Source organism: Pseudomonas sp. P8_241 (assembly GCF_034008315.1).
In the GTDB taxonomy this organism is placed as follows: Bacteria; Pseudomonadota; Gammaproteobacteria; order Pseudomonadales; family Pseudomonadaceae; genus Aquipseudomonas.
Genome location: NZ_CP125377.1, coordinates 2,938,156 through 2,952,941 on the forward strand (window position 1 = coordinate 2,938,156; position 14,786 = coordinate 2,952,941).

10 protein-coding genes are annotated in these 14,786 nt (G+C 60.3%); all 10 read right to left on the reverse strand.

Features of this window, described 5'->3' with window-relative positions; all coding sequences use genetic code 11:
• Nucleotides 1-7: 7 nt before the first annotated feature.
• A complete protein-coding gene (locus QMK58_RS13400) occupies nt 8-2,545 on the reverse strand; it encodes a PAS domain-containing protein (RefSeq protein WP_320396427.1) in 2,538 nt (845 codons plus the stop codon).
• A gap of 190 nt (nt 2,546-2,735) precedes the next feature.
• Entirely contained in the window at nt 2,736-4,691 is a 1,956-nt protein-coding gene (locus tag QMK58_RS13405; RefSeq protein ID WP_053160880.1) for an acetoacetate--CoA ligase, read from the reverse strand.
• A 174-nt stretch (nt 4,692-4,865) separates the two neighbouring features.
• Nucleotides 4,866-5,639, reverse strand: coding sequence for a 3-hydroxybutyrate dehydrogenase (locus QMK58_RS13410; protein ID WP_053160879.1), 774 nt, complete (start codon nt 5,637-5,639; stop codon nt 4,866-4,868).
• A 7-nt stretch (nt 5,640-5,646) separates the two neighbouring features.
• Nucleotides 5,647-7,038, reverse strand: a complete 1,392-nt coding sequence (locus tag QMK58_RS13415; protein WP_320396428.1) for a GntP family permease — start codon at nt 7,036-7,038, stop codon at nt 5,647-5,649.
• Between the two features lie 294 nt (nt 7,039-7,332).
• Nucleotides 7,333-8,739 (reverse strand): sigma-54 interaction domain-containing protein, encoded by a 1,407-nt coding sequence (locus QMK58_RS13420; RefSeq protein WP_053160877.1) that lies wholly within the window; start codon nt 8,737-8,739, stop codon nt 7,333-7,335.
• Between the two features lie 41 nt (nt 8,740-8,780).
• The gene (locus QMK58_RS13425) at nt 8,781-10,358 is read right to left on the reverse strand and encodes an ABC transporter ATP-binding protein (protein ID WP_053160876.1); all 1,578 of its coding nucleotides are present in this window, start codon (nt 10,356-10,358) and stop codon (nt 8,781-8,783) included.
• A gap of 14 nt (nt 10,359-10,372) precedes the next feature.
• On the reverse strand, nt 10,373-11,395 hold the full coding sequence (locus QMK58_RS13430; RefSeq protein WP_053160875.1) for an ABC transporter permease: 1,023 nt from the start codon (nt 11,393-11,395) through the stop codon (nt 10,373-10,375).
• Nucleotides 11,395-12,456: a microcin C ABC transporter permease YejB gene (locus tag QMK58_RS13435; RefSeq protein WP_053160874.1), complete on the reverse strand. Its 1,062-nt coding sequence runs from the start codon at nt 12,454-12,456 to the stop codon at nt 11,395-11,397. The genes QMK58_RS13430 and QMK58_RS13435 overlap by 1 nt, the downstream gene beginning before the upstream one ends.
• Nucleotides 12,456-14,324: an extracellular solute-binding protein gene (locus QMK58_RS13440; RefSeq protein ID WP_053160873.1), complete on the reverse strand. Its 1,869-nt coding sequence runs from the start codon at nt 14,322-14,324 to the stop codon at nt 12,456-12,458. Before QMK58_RS13440 ends, QMK58_RS13435 begins: the two co-directional genes overlap by 1 nt.
• Nucleotides 14,325-14,459: 135 nt before the next feature.
• Nucleotides 14,460-14,741 (reverse strand): peptidylprolyl isomerase, encoded by a 282-nt coding sequence (locus QMK58_RS13445; RefSeq protein ID WP_033061676.1) that lies wholly within the window; start codon nt 14,739-14,741, stop codon nt 14,460-14,462.
• Between the last annotated feature and the right edge of the window lie 45 nt (nt 14,742-14,786).

Below are 14,786 nucleotides of genomic sequence, written 5' to 3' on the forward strand. Positions count from 1 at the left end.
CCTCAAGTCAGCCTGGTTGACTGATCATCGTACGAATCTTGTTGGCCAGCAGGTCGATCGAAAACGGTTTGGTCACCATGTCCATGCCGTCTTCCAGGAAGCTCTGGCGCTCGGCGGCGATTTCCGCGTAACCGGTCATGAACAACACTTTCAGGCCCGGACGATGCTGGCGGGCGATCTCCGCCAGTTGCCGGCCATTCATGCCCGGCAGCCCGACGTCGGTGACCAGCAGGTCCAGGCGCAAGCCGGACTCAAGCACGGGCAGTGCACCCCTGGCGTCTTCGGCGGTGTGGGCGCGGTAACCGAGTTCATTCAGCAGATCGAGGACCAGCATGCGCACCGCCGGATCGTCTTCGACCAGCATCACGGTTTCACCGGCAATCGCCGCGGGTGCTTCGCTAACGACCGGTGCAGGTTCTTTTTCTTCTTCGGTCGAATGCAGGCGCGGCAGGTACAAACGCACGCTGGTGCCACGACCGGGCAGGCTGAACAGGCTGACATGGCCACCCGATTGCTGGGCAAAGCCGTAGATCATCGACAGGCCCAGACCGGTGCCCTGGCCGATGGGCTTGGTGGTGAAGAACGGGTCGAAGGCCTTGGCCAACACCGAAGGCGTCATGCCGGTGCCATTGTCACTGACTGCGATCATCACGTAGTCACCGGCATTGACCGGTTCCAGGGTCGTGATTTCACTCTCGTCGAGATACACGTTGGCTGTTTCAATGCGCAGTTCACCGCCATCGGGCATGGCGTCCCGGGCGTTGATCACCAGATTGAGCAACGCGTTTTCCAGTTGACTGACATCGGTGTTGACCCTCCAGAGATTCTCGGTCAGTTGCAATTGAAGCTCGATGTGATCGCCCTTGGTTCTGCTGAGCAGGTCCTCCAGTGAATGGATCAACTCGTTGGCATTTAGCGGCTTGCGGTTGAGCGACTGACGCCTTGAGAACGCCAGCAACCGATGGGTGAGGGCGGCGGCACGGTTGGCCGAGGACATTGCTGCCTCGGCAAAACGTCCGATCTCTTCGGTTCGCCCCTCGGCAATGTAGCGCTGCATCAGGTCGAGGCTGCCAAGAATGCCGGTGAGCATGTTGTTGAAGTCGTGGGCGATGCCGCCGGTGAGCTGGCCGACCGCTTCCATTTTTTGGGCATGGCGCAAGGCGTCTTCGGCGCGTTCGCGTTCGAACATTTCGTTCTGCAGACGCTCGTTCGCTTCAGCCAGTTGCCGGGTGCGGGCGACGACCCGTTCTTCAAGGGTTTCGTTAAGAATACGCAAGGCTTCTTCGGTTTTTTTGCGTTCGGTTTCGTCGATCACGAAGATGTAGAAACCGTTCACCGCGCCGTCGGCACCGTGACGCGGCAGGTAATTCATCAAGGCCTGACGAACGCTGCCGTCGCGGTGTGGGGTGCTGATGCTGAAGCAACCGGGTTTGCCGGACAGGGCTTCGGCGATGTAGGGGGCGCGCAGGGCGTAGGCTTCTTCTCCGAGCACTTCAACAATGGTGCGGCCGTAGAGTTCTTGGGGAGTCAGGCCGTACCAGTCGAGGTAGGCGGCGTTGTTCAGGCGAAAGCGCTCTTCGCGGTCGACGTAGCTGATCAGGATCGGCATGGCGTTGATGATCAGTTGCAGCTCGGTCTGACTCTGGCGCAACGCCTGCTCGGTGTGTTTGCGCTCGGTCAGGTCCAGGGCGGCACCGAGAAAGCGGATCGGCCGGCCATGGTGATCCTTGTAGCAGCGTCCGCGGGCAAACACCCAGCGCAGCTGACCGTCGGGTTGCAGCAGGCGGTATTCCTCGGCGTATTCGGTGCCGTGGGTGATGCAGTGTTTGATGCTGCGGGCGATCAGGGTGCGGTCTTCGGGGTGCACGCCGTGCAGGTACTCACTGATCGGCAACCGGCCGGCCATGGACGGCTCGATGCCGTGCAACTGGGCAAAATGGGCGTCGGCGATAAAGCGGTCCTCGCCAATGTCCCAATCCCAGGTGCCGACCGCGTCGGTGGCGGCGAGAGCCAGTTGCAGGCGTTCCTCGGTTTCACGCTGGGCCTTGAGGCTCGCCGCCGAGCGCTGTTCGAGTTCGAGGGCGATGCGACGCCGGTCGTTGGTTTCGATCGCCGTGACCAGGATGCCCGCGACCTGGGCGCTTTCATCGCGAATTGGGCTGTAGGTCAGATCCAGCCAGAAGTCGGAATCCTGGCCGCCACGCTGCAAGGTGAATCGCTGTTCACTGTAGGTTCGCACCTGGCCTTGCAAAACAGCGCTGTAGATCGGGTCGGTGAAGTCCTTCAGTTCGGGCCAGATCTGGTGCGTCGGCTGGCCGAAAGCCTGCGGATGTTTGCCACCGGCCAACAGGGCGAAGCCATCGTTGTAGATCTGCGTGAGTTGCGGTCCCCACAGCAACAGCATCGGCATCGGTGAGTGAATCACGATATCCACGGCGGTTCGCAAGCTCTGAGGCCAGGTACTGGCAGCGCCCAGTGGACTGCTGGTCCAGTCCATTCGGGCGATCAAGGCTTGGGCGTCGCTGCCGGTCGGTGTTGCGTTCATCAAAAGGTCCTGCGCGTGAGTCGCTTTGGCTGGGGCTATTCTTGCACAGGTGACAGGCGCCGGTTGATTCAGAGGCTTGAGCGGTCAATGTAGGCGTGAGCTTGCTCGCGATGGCGTCGGGTCAAATTACATTGATGTCAACTGACACTCCGCTATCGCGAGTAAGCTTGCTCCTACAGGTAATCCCATTTCAATCCATCAGTTCAGGTCGGTCACGGAATTGCTCCAGTGCCTGGGGATTGGCCAGGGCATCAGTGTTTTTTACCTTCTGCCCATGCACCACATTACGCACCGCCAACTCCACGACCTTGCCGCTGATGGTGCGCGGGATGTCCGTCACCGCGACAATTTTCGCCGGCACGTGGCGCGGCGTGGTATTGGCACGAATGATCTGGCGGATCTGCTGTTGCAGTTGTTCGTCGAGCTCAACGCCGTCGCGCAGGCGCACGAACAGCACCACCCGCACGTCATCCTGCCATTGCTGACCGATAGCAACGCTGTCGAGCACCTGCGGAACTTTTTCTACCTGCCGATAGATCTCCGCCGTACCGATACGCACGCCGCCGGGGTTGAGCACCGCGTCGGAGCGCCCGTGGATCATCATCGCGCCATGGGGTAACTGCTCGGCGTAATCGCCTTGCGCCCAGACGCCGGGGAACTGGCTGAAATAGGACGCCCGCAGCTTTTCTCCATCCGGATCATTCCACAGTCCGATCGGCATCGCCGGGAAGTGTCGGGTGCACACCAGTTCGCCTTTCTCGCCGATCACGGCATGACCGTCGTCGTTCCACACTTCGACGGCCATGCCCAGGCTCTTGCCTTGTATTTCGCCACGGCGTACCGGTTGCAGCGGATTACCGTTGACGAAGCATGAAACGATGTCGGTGCCACCCGACATCGAGGCCAGGCACAGGTCGGACTTGAAGTCGCGGTAGACGTAATCGTAGCTTTGCGGCGAGAGCGCGGAGCCGGTGCAGAGCAGTGTTTTCAGACCGCTCAGGTCATGGCTTGCTCTAGGTTTCACGCCGCTGCTTTCCAGGGTCGCGAGAAACTTCGGGCTGGTGCCGAAGACGCTGATGCGCTCGTCATCGATCAGGTCGACCAGGCGTTGGGGGTCAGGGTGGAAGGGGGAACCGTCATACAACACCACAGCGCTGCCCACCGCCAGCGCCGAGACCAGCCAGTTCCACATCATCCAGCCGCAGGTGGTGTAGTAGAACAAGCGTTCGCCGGGGCCAAGATCGGAATGCAAACCGTGTTCCTTGACGTGTTGCAGCAGCACGCCACCGGTGCCGTGGATAATGCATTTGGGTACGCCGGTGGTACCGCTGGAATAGAGGATGTACAGCGGATGGGCGAATGGCACAGCGACAAAATCCGGCTCGCCGCCGGCAACATAGAAGTCGTCCCACAGCGTGACGTTGGCCATTGTGTGGAAGTCTTGTATGTGCGCTTCTGGCCGTGCGTAAGGCACAACGACCAGTTGCTGCAACGACGGCAGGCGTTCGAGGATTTCGTTGACCTTGGCGGTCTGGTCGATGTCCTTGCCGGCATAGCGGTAGCCGGCGCAGGTCAGCAGCACTTTCGGTTCGATCTGGCCGAAGCGGTCGACCACGCCCTGGGTCCCGAAGTCCGGTGACGAGCAAGACCAGACCGCACCAAGGCTGGTGGTCGCGAGCATAGCCACCAGGGTCTGCCAAGTGTTAGGCATGCACGCGGCGACCCGATCGCCGACGCTGACACCGGCAGCGATCAAGCCGTTCTGAAAGCCGGCGACATGCTCCGCCAAATCGGCCCACGTCAAGTGTTCGCGCTGGCCGTTCTCAGCGATCGCCACCACCGCCACGGCATCGTCGCGACGACGCAGCAGATGTTCGGCGAAATTCAGGGTGGCGCCGGGGAACCACTCGGCGTTGGGCATTTGCGAACCTTCCTGCAGCACCGCGTCGGGTTGCTGGTGGAAGCGGATATCGAAAAAATCGACGATGGCTTGCCAGAAGTCCTGTCGCTGATCGATGGACCATTGGTGGAGGGCGGGGTAGTCGTCGATGTGCAGGTGATGGCGCTGATTGATCAAGCGCCGGAACGCTTCAATGCGGGTCTTGCCGATGCGTGCGGTACTGGGTTGCCAGAGGATGTCGGACATGGCTTGCCTCTTCTTATGTTCGCATTAAATCGGACTTTTGTGGCGAGGGGGCTTGCCCCCGTTGGGTGGCGCAGCCGCCCTAAACCTGCGCCCGTTTCAACTCATGATAAAAATTTACGACTGCTTCGCAGCCGAACGGGGGCAAGCCCCCTCGCCACAGGGTCTGGCAGTTGATCACTGCGCCAACCACCCACCATCGATATTCCACGCCGCACCGCGTACCTGACTCCCCGCATCACTGCACAGGAACAGCACCAGTTCACCCAATTGCGGTGGTGTCACGAACTCCAGCGACGGCTGCTTCTCGGCCAGCAAATCGTGCTGCGCCTGCTGCGGATCGATCCCGGTGGCGGCGCGATCATCGATCTGCTTTTGCACCAGCGGCGTCAGTACCCATCCGGGGCAGATGGCGTTGCAGGTAATTTGGGTTGTCGCGGTTTCCAGGGCGACCACCTTGGTCAGCCCGATCACCCCATGCTTGGCCGCGACATAAGCGGCTTTGCCTACCGATCCGACCATCCCGTGCACCGAGGCAATGTTGATCACCCGACCCCAACCCTTGGCACGCATGCCCGGCAGGCTCAGTCGAGTGCCATGGAACACCGACGACAGGTTGATCGCGATGATCGAATCCCAGCGCTCCACGGGGAATTCATCGACGGGGGCAACATGCTGAATGCCGGCGTTGTTGACCAGAATGTCGATGCCGCCAAACTCACGCTCGGCGTAGGCGATCATGTCGGCGATTTGCGCCGGGTCGCTGACATCGGCCGGGTGATGGCCGACCTTGCCGCCGAACTGTGCCACGTCGGCAATCACTTTGGATGCATCGCCGAACCCGTTGAGGATCAGGTTGGCCCCAGCCTTGGCCAGGCTGAGGGCAATCCCCAGGCCGATGCCGCTGGTAGAACCGGTGACCAGTGCGGTCTTGCCCGAAAGAGTCGTCATGAATACCTCACACAATGCCAGTGGCGTAGAAGGTGCCGATCACCACGAAAACCGCCAGGGTCTTGATCAGCGTAATACAGAAAATGTCTTTATAAGCCTCGCGGTGGGTCAGGCCGGTGACCGCCAGCAAGGTAATCACCGCGCCATTGTGCGGCAGGGTGTCCATGCCGCCGCTGGCCATCGCGGCAACCCGGTGCAGGACTTCCAGGGGAATGTTTGCGGCGTGGGCGGCACTGATGAATTGTTCGGACATCGCCGCCAGCGCGATACTCATGCCACCCGATGCGGAGCCGGTGATACCGGCCAACAGGGTCACGGTAATCGCTTCATTGACCAGCGGATTAGGAATGCCCTTGAGCCAGTCGGCCAGCACCAGAAAGCCTGGCAGCGAGGCGATCACCGCACCGAAGCCGTATTCCGAGGCGGTGTTCATCGCCGCCAGCAAAGCACCGCTGACCGCACTTTTACTGCCTTCAGCGAGCTTGCTGCGGATCGCCTGGAAACCAAACGCGAGCGCCATGAGGATGCCCACCAGCAACGCCGCCTGAACCGCCCAAATGGCGGTGAGCTTGGCGATTTCGGTGGTCACCGGGGTGGCCATACCCGGCAGTGCCAGGCTGTGGGTCTTGCCGTACCACTGCGGAATCCACTGGGTGAACAGCAGGTTCATGATGCCCACCGCGAGCAACGGCGACAGGGCGAGCCACGGGTTGGGCAGCTTGATGTCGGCGGCGGTTTCCGGTTCGTTGCGCAGGTCCGAGCCATAGCCTTCACCGCTGCGCTGGGCCTTGTTGCGCTGGCGCTGGAGAAACAGCATGCCGGCGCTGAACACGAAGATGGTGCCGATCACACCCAGCCACGGCGCCGCCCACGCGGTGGTGTTGAAAAAGGTGCTGGGAATGATGTTCTGGATCTGCGGCGTGCCGGGCAGGGCGTCCATGGTGAACGAGAACGCGCCCAGGGCGATGGTCGCAGGAATCAGGCGCTTGGGAATGTTGCTTTGACGGAACATCTCGGCGGCAAACGGATAGACCGCGAAGACCACCACGAACAGCGAGACGCCGCCGTAGGTCAGCAGGGCGCAGACCAGCACGATCACCAGCATGGCCTGACGAGTGCCGAGCAGGCGAATCGCGGCGGCAACGATGGAGCGCGAAAATCCGGACAGCTCGATCAACTTGCCGAACACCGCACCGAGCAGGAACACCGGGAAATACAGTTTGATGAAGCCGACCATTTTCTCCATGAACACGCCGGTGAAGGCGGGCGCGACGGCTGAAGGGTCGGTGAGCAGGACGGCGCCAAGAGCGGCAATCGGGGCAAAAAGGATAACGCTGTAGCCACGGTAAGCAGCCAGCATCAGCAGCGCGAGGGCTGCCAAGGCAATGATCACACTCATGGTGTGTCTCCTGGGTTGTTATTTTTGTAGGGTGGATCTTTTGCAGGAGAGGCGTATAGCGAGTTTTGTGCCAGATAGCTAAGTTGTTGAAATATAATGATTTATTGTTATTCGTCGATATTGTTGCGAAAGGCTTGTCTCTTTATTGAGACGTTTTTATGGTGTTTAAAGATCGCAGCCTTCGGCAGCTCCTACGCTGGAATGCATAACCACCCCGTAAGAGCTGCCGAAGGCTGCGATCTTTTGATCTCTAAAATCCATCTACAAATAGAGATGAGTGTCTCTTTAAGGAGACTAAACAATCCCCAACGCCACCATCTTCTTGTACAACGTAGACCGTCCAAGCCCCAGGCGTGCCGCCGCTTCAATCACTTTCCCCCCGCATTGCGCCAGGGTGGCCTCGATCAAATGCCGGTCAAACCGTTCCCGCGCCGCACTGAACGTCTCATCAACAATCGGTTCGAGGGGCAACGGTGACACGCGCTCAACGGGCGTGAAGGTGCCAATGGCTGCGCGCAGATCGGTTGCTGTCAGGCGCAAGTCATCGCTGAGCAGGGCGGCGCGTTCCAGCACGTTGCGCAATTCGCGGATGTTTCCCGGCCAGGCATGTTGGCTCAGCAGCGCCAGCGCTTCGTGGTGCAATTCATGCTGACTGCGCAGTTCCTCCAGAATCGCTTCGCTCAGGGCCGGCAGGTCGTCGAGGCGATCGCGCAGGGGCGGAACCTGGATCGGCAAGACGTTCAGGCGGTAATACAGATCGGCACGAAATTCGCCGCGTTTGATCGCCGCTTCGAGGTCGGTGGAGGTCGCGGCAATGACCCGCACATTGCTCTGGATCACCTCGTTGGAGCCCACCGGTTCGAATTCCTTTTCCTGCAGCACCCGCAACAGTTTGCTTTGCAGGGGCAGCGGCATGTCGCCGATCTCATCGAGAAACAAGGTGCCGCCCTGGGCAATTTGCAGCTTGCCGGCGCGGCCCTTGCGATCGGCGCCGGTGAAGGCACCCGGCGCGGTGCCGAAAAATTCGGCTTCAAGCAATGACTCCGGGATGGCCGCGCTGTTGATGCTGACGAATGCCTTGTGCGCACGCGGCGAAGCATTGTGGATCGCCTGGGCCAGCAGTTCCTTGCCGGTACCGGTTTCGCCGAGCAGCAATACCGGGGACTCCGTGCTGGCACTGCGGCGCGCCCGGCGTTTGACTTCCAGGCTGGCGGCGCTGGTGCCGATGAAATGAGCGAAGTTGTATTTGGTCTGCCGCGCCCGCAGCAGCGAACGGGTGGAGGCCAGTTCTTCCTGCATGCTCATGTAGCGCTTGAGCATGGGCGACAGGCTGCGCAATTCGTCGAACAGGGCAAAGCCGATGGCGCCGATCACCACGCCGGCATCGTCATGAATCGGCAGGCGCATGACCACCAGCGGTTCTTTGGAGGTGTCCTGCATGTCGAGCAGAATCGGTCGGCCGGTGCGCACCACTTCCCGCAGCAGGCTGCCGGGAATGACGCTTTCGCAGGGCTTGCCGATTGCACTTTCTGCCGATTGCAGGCCGAAGCGTCGGGCATAGCGCTCGTTCATCCAGACGATGTTGGCATCGCGGTCGACAATCACCGTACCCTCGCTCGACTGCTCGATGATCTCGAACAACGAACGGATCGCCAGCAGGCGCACGCGCTGGTAGTCCTTGAGGCTTTCGGTGGTGTTCATGGGGGGATTCCCTTGTTGAAGATCAATGTCTTTTGCGCGGATTATGCATGCCCCATCAGCGCCGCCGCCATCAGCTCTTTGGTGTACGGATGCTGCGGCGAATCGAACACATCATGGCTGGCGCCGCTTTCCACCACCTTGCCGTCCTTGATCACGATCATGTCATGGGCGAGGGCGCGTACCACCGCCAGGTCATGGCTGATGAACAAATAGGTCAAACCGTGTTTTTCCTGAAGCTGGCGAAGCAGGGCGACGACCTGTTTTTGCACCGTGCGGTCCAGCGCGGAGGTGGGCTCGTCGAGCAAAATCAACGCGGGTTTGAGCACCAACGCGCGGGCGATGGCGATACGCTGGCGTTGGCCGCCGGAAAATTCGTGGGGATAGCGATGGCGGCTTTGCGGGTCGAGACCGACTTCCTGCAACGCCCGAATCACTTCGGCGTTGCATTGCTCCGCCGTCAACTGGCTGTGCACCTCAAGGCCTTCACTGATGATTTGCGCCACCGACATGCGCGGGCTGAGGCTGCCAAACGGATCCTGGAACACCACCTGCATCTTCTTTCGCCATGGGCGTAGCTGTTTTTGCGTCAGGCCCTCCAGCGCTTCGCCCTGAAAGCGAATACTGCCTTCGGAGTCGAGCAGGCGCAGGATGGCCTGGCCCAGTGTGGACTTTCCGGAACCGGATTCGCCGACGATGCCCAGTGTTTTGCCGCGCTGTATGTTCAGGCTGATGCCATCCACGGCGTGCAGGTAGGTCTTGCGCTGGAACAGTCCGCCACTGACAGGAAACCGCACCCGCAAATCATCAACCTCCAGCACGTTTTCGCGTTCGTCCCGGGGCAGGGCTTCACCCTCGGGTTCAGCATTAAGCAACACGCAGCTGTAAGGATGCCTGGGTTCGGTAAACAGGGTTTCGCAAGGGGCCTGTTCGACGATCTCACCGGCCTTCATCACGCACACGCGCTGGGCGATGCTGCGCACCAGGTTGAGGTCGTGGCTGATCAGCAGTAGAGACATGCCCAGCCGTTGCTGCAAGGATTTGAGCAGCAGCAGGATTTTGCGCTGCACCGTCACATCAAGCGCTGTGGTGGGTTCGTCGGCAATCAACAATTCCGGCTCGCAGGCCAGGGCCATGGCAATCATCACCCGTTGGCGCTGTCCACCAGACAGCTGGTGGGGGTAGGCTTTCAGTCGCTCCTGGGGTTTCTGGATGCCCACCAGATGCAGCAACTCAAGAATCCGCGCCTGCGCCGCTTTCCCGGCCATACCCTTGTGCACCAGCAGCGTTTCGCCGATTTGCTTTTCGATGCTGTGCAGCGGGTTGAGCGAAGTCATCGGCTCCTGGAAGATCATCGCGATGCGGTCACCGCGCAGTTTGCGCAATTTACCGGCGTCGGCCCCCACCAGTTCCTGGCCGCGATAACGAATGCTGCCGGTCGTCTCGGTGCCGCATTCGGGCAGCAATTGCAGGATCGAATGCGCCGTGACGGACTTGCCCGAGCCGGACTCGCCCACCAGCGCCAGGCATTCGCCGGGGCGGATGTCCAGGCACAGGTTGCGCACGACGGTCTGGCCGCTGAAGGCGACGCTGAGATCACGGATTTCGATCAGGTTGGTCATATCAATGTTCCGCTTCAAGAGCGAGGGTCAAAGGCGTCGCGCAGCGCTTCGCCAATGAACACCAGTAAAGAAAGAATCAGCGCCAGGGTGAAAAACGCCGTCAGCCCCAGCCACGGCGCTTGCAGGTTCTGCTTGCCCTGGCCGATCAGTTCGCCCAGCGAAGCGCTGCCCGCAGGCATGCCAAAACCGAGGAAATCCAGCGCCGTCAGGGTCGAAATAGCCCCAGTCAGAATAAACGGCAGGTAGCTCAAGGTCGCATTCATGGCGTTGGGCAGGATGTGCCGCACGATGACCTTGCGGTCGCTCAAGCCCAGTGCTCTCGCGGCTTTGACGTATTCCAGGTTGCGTCCGCGCAGGAACTCGGCGCGCACCACGTCCACCAGGGCCAGCCAGGAAAACAGCGCCATGATCCCCAAGAGCCACCAGAAATTCGGCTCGACGAACCCGGACAGGATGATCAGCAGGTACAGCACGGGTAGCCCGGACCAGACTTCGAGCAACCGTTGACCCAGCAGATCGACCCAACCGCCGTAGTAACCTTGCAGGGCACCGGCGGCGATGCCGATCAGGGCGCTGACAAACGTCAGCATCAGGGCAAACAGAATCGACACCCGCGCACCGAAGATCACCCGGGCCAGCACGTCCCGTGCCTGGTCGTCGGTACCGAGCCAGTTCACGCGGGTCGGCGGGCTCGGTGCGGGTTTGTTCAGGTCGTAATTGGGTGTGTCGTCGCTGAATGGAATCGGCGGAAACAGCAGCCAGCCACCGTCCTTCTTGATCAGTTGTTGCACGTAATCGCTGCGGTAATCGGCCTGGAATGGCAGTTGTCCGCCAAACTCCTGCTCGGTGTAGCGCTTGAGAGCCGGGAAGTACCACTGACCTTGGTAACTGACGATCAGCGGTTTGTCGTTGGCGATCAGTTCGCCGCCGAGGGTCAAGCCGAACAGGCCGATAAACAGCCACAGAGACCACCAGCCACGGCGGTTTTTCTTGAAGCGCTCGAAGCGGCGACGCGCCAATGGGGAGAGCGTCAACATCAGGCGTTCCTCGCGGCGAAATCGATGCGCGGGTCGACCAGGGTGTAGCAAAGGTCACCGACCAGTTTTATCAAGAGACCGAACAAGGTGAATATGAACAGCGAGCCGAACACCACCGGATAGTCCCGCGACACCGCCGCTTCGTAACTCATGCGACCGAGGCCATCGAGGGAAAAGATCACCTCGATCAGCAGCGAGCCAGCAAAAAATACGCTGATAAACGCCTGGGGGATTCCCGACACCACCAGCAACATGGCGTTGCGGAACACGTGGCCGTACAGAACGCGGCGCTCGCTCAAGCCCTTGGCGCGGGCAGTCACCACGTATTGCCGGGTGATCTCGTTGAGGAACGAGTTTTTGGTCAGGATGGTCAGCGTAGCGAACCCGCCGATCACCAGCGCCGAAACCGGCAGGACCAGATGCCAGAAGTAATCGGCGACTTTACCGAGGGTCGACAGTGAGTCGAAGTTGTCCGAAACCAGTCCGCGAACCGGAAACCAGTTCAGCGAGGTGCCTCCAGCGAAGATCACGATCAGGAACATGGCGAACAGAAACGCCGGCATGGCGTAGCCGATAATGATCGCCGTGCTGCTCCAGATATCGAAATGACTGCCGTGATGCACGGCCTTGCGAATGCCCAGCGGGATCGACACCAGATAAGTGATCAGCGTTGCCCAGAGCCCGAGGGAAATGGTGACCGGCATTTTTTCCAGGATCAGGTCGGTGACCGTGGCGCCACGGAAGAAGCTCTTGCCGAAATCCAGCCGGGCGTAACTGGTGAGCATCAGCCACAGACGCTCGTGCGCCGGTTTGTCGAAGCCGTATTGTTTTTCGATGTCCTTGATCAATTGTGGGTCGAGGCCGCGACTGGCTCGGGAGGTACTGCTCACCGAGTCACTCGAACCGCCGCCGGCCGCGGCCCCGCCGATGCCCTGCAGGTGCGCGATGGCTTGTTCCACCGGGCCGCCGGGCGCTGCCTGGACGATCACGAAATTGACCAGAAGAATGATCACCAGCGTCGGAATGATCAGCAGCAGGCGCCGCAGTATATAAGCCCACATCAGTGCGGCCCTCCGGGTTTGCCACGGCGGATACGCTCGGCAGTCATTTGCTGATTGGTCAAAGGCGTGGTGCTCATTTCCCACCAGCTCTCGATGGCTTCGTCATTGCTCGCCTGCACGTTCGGGATGCCGAAGCGATTCCACCAGACGGTCGAGGTGCCCGGTGGGTAATAATTGGGAATCCAGTAGTAATTCCATTGCAGCACGCGGTCGAGCGCATGGGCATAGTGCAGCATGTCGGCCTGGGTATTGGCGCGTACCAGCCCGGCGATCAAGGTGTCCACCGCCGGATTTTTCAGCACCATGTAATTGTTGGAGCCGGGGTCAGTGGCGGCGGTCGAGCCGAAATAGTTGAGCAACTCGCCCCCCGGAGACGTGGTCACCGGATAGCCGGTGACGATCATGTCGTAGTCGCGGCTCATCAGACGATTGACGTACTGGGATGAATCGATGCGGCGGATATTCAATTCGATGCCGATCTGCTTCAGTGTGCGCTTGTAGGGCAACAGCAAACGGTCCATGCCGTTCTGGCTGACCAGGAACGTGAAACTCAAGGGCTCACCCTCGGCGTTCACCAGTTGATCGCCATCGGGTTTCCAGCCAGCCTGTTCGAGCAAATCCAGTGCTTGCAGCTGCTTGTCGCGAATCACACCGCTGCCATCGGTTTTCGGTGCCTCGAACACTTTGCCGAAGACGTCGTCGGGAATTTGCCCACGTAACGGCTCGAGAATCGCCAGCTCACCGGCATCCGGCAGTTGCCGTGCGGCGAGGTCGGTGTTGGAGAAGAAGCTCTGCTGACGGATGTACAGGTTGCGCATCATCTGCCGATTGCTCCATTCGAAGTCCCACAGCATTACCAGTGCCTGACGCACGCGACGGTCCTGGAACATCGGCTTTTGCAGATTGAATACAAAACCCTGGGATGGTTGCGGTGCTTCGGTGGCGAGGTGAGCCTTTTGCAGGCGACCATCACTCAGGGCCGGGCTGTCGTAGCCGATGGAATAGCCGGTAGCGGAAAACTCGCGGTTGTAGTCGTAGGCACCGCCGCGCAGTACCTGGCGCGCGACGTCGGTATCACCGAAGTACTCGATGCTGAAATGATCGAAGTTGTACAGGCCGCGACTGACCGGCAAATCCTTGCCCCACCAATCGGGGTTGCGTTCGAATGTGATGCTGCGCCCTGAGTCGACTTTGCCTACTTTATAGGGGCCGCTGCCCAGTGGTGGCTCGTAGCCGCCACCGCCGGCAAAGTCCCGGGTCTTCCACCAATGTTCGGGAAACACCGGCAGGGTCGCGATGTCCAGGGGCAGGGTGCGGTTTTCGTTGTTCTTGAAGTCGAAGCGAACGGTCAGCGGTGATTCAACTTCGACGCCTTTGACGTCGGCGAACTGAGTGCGATAGCGCAGGCTGCCCTGGGTCATCAGCAGGTCGAAGGTATAGCGCACATCCTGGGCGGTGATGGGCTTGCCGTCGGCAAAGCGCGCCTTGGGATTGAGCTCAAAGCGCAGGGACAGGCCGTCATCGGAGCGTTCCATCGTCTGCGCCACCAGGCCGTATACGGTATAGGGTTCGTCCAGTGAGCGCTGGGCCAGCGGCGAATAGAGCATGCCGTCGATCTGCGAGACGCCAATGCCTTTGTCTATGTAGGGCAGGACATGGTCGAATTGACCGATTTCGATCGCCGATCGCCGCATCGTGCCGCCCTTGGGGGCCAACGGGTTGGTGTAGGCAAAATGACTGAAACCGGCGGGGTATTTGGCCGGTTCGCCGTAGACGGTCATTGCGTACTGCGGCGCCGCGTTCACACCAACGGCACCCAATAGCAGGGCCGCGGCAGTGAATAACAAAGTAGGGAAAGCCAGTCGCATCGTCAGCCTTAAAGCCGGGGGTCATGAACGACAATTTGTACGCTAGCGGCGCGTCCCTCGCCAGCCGTATTAACGTACCTGAAACACGACGGCCCACCAAATGGCGGGCCGTTGTGACAATAGCTCAAGCGTTGATCAGTCCTGGCGGCTGGTCACTTCCAGCAGGTGGTAACCGAACTGAGTCTTCACCGGGCCTTGCACGACGTTGATTGGCGCGCTGAATACAACGGTGTCGAATTCCTTGACCATCTGGCCCGGACCGAACGAACCGAGGTCACCGCCCTGGCGACTGGATGGGCAGGTGGAGTTCGCTTTGGCAACTTCGGCGAAATCGGCGCCGCCTTCGATTTGAGCCTTGAGTTCGTTGCATTTGGCTTCGCTGGCAACAAGGATGTGACGGGCAGTGGCTTTAGGCATGGGAAAATTCTCCATTCAATGTTTTGCAAAGTGCTGAGCCTACCG

Coding starts and splice junctions, on each gene's coding strand:
- QMK58_RS13400 (WP_320396427.1), bottom strand. CDS start 2,545: ATGAACGCAACACCGACCGGCAGCGACGCCCAAGCCTTGATCGCCCGA.
- QMK58_RS13405 (WP_053160880.1), bottom strand. CDS start 4,691: ATGTCCGACATCCTCTGGCAACCCAGTACCGCACGCATCGGCAAGACC.
- QMK58_RS13410 (WP_053160879.1), bottom strand. CDS start 5,639: ATGACGACTCTTTCGGGCAAGACCGCACTGGTCACCGGTTCTACCAGC.
- QMK58_RS13415 (WP_320396428.1), bottom strand. CDS start 7,038: ATGAGTGTGATCATTGCCTTGGCAGCCCTCGCGCTGCTGATGCTGGCT.
- QMK58_RS13420 (WP_053160877.1), bottom strand. CDS start 8,739: ATGAACACCACCGAAAGCCTCAAGGACTACCAGCGCGTGCGCCTGCTG.
- QMK58_RS13425 (WP_053160876.1), bottom strand. CDS start 10,358: ATGACCAACCTGATCGAAATCCGTGATCTCAGCGTCGCCTTCAGCGGC.
- QMK58_RS13430 (WP_053160875.1), bottom strand. CDS start 11,395: ATGTTGACGCTCTCCCCATTGGCGCGTCGCCGCTTCGAGCGCTTCAAG.
- QMK58_RS13435 (WP_053160874.1), bottom strand. CDS start 12,456: ATGTGGGCTTATATACTGCGGCGCCTGCTGCTGATCATTCCGACGCTG.
- QMK58_RS13440 (WP_053160873.1), bottom strand. CDS start 14,324: ATGCGACTGGCTTTCCCTACTTTGTTATTCACTGCCGCGGCCCTGCTA.
- QMK58_RS13445 (WP_033061676.1), bottom strand. CDS start 14,741: ATGCCTAAAGCCACTGCCCGTCACATCCTTGTTGCCAGCGAAGCCAAA.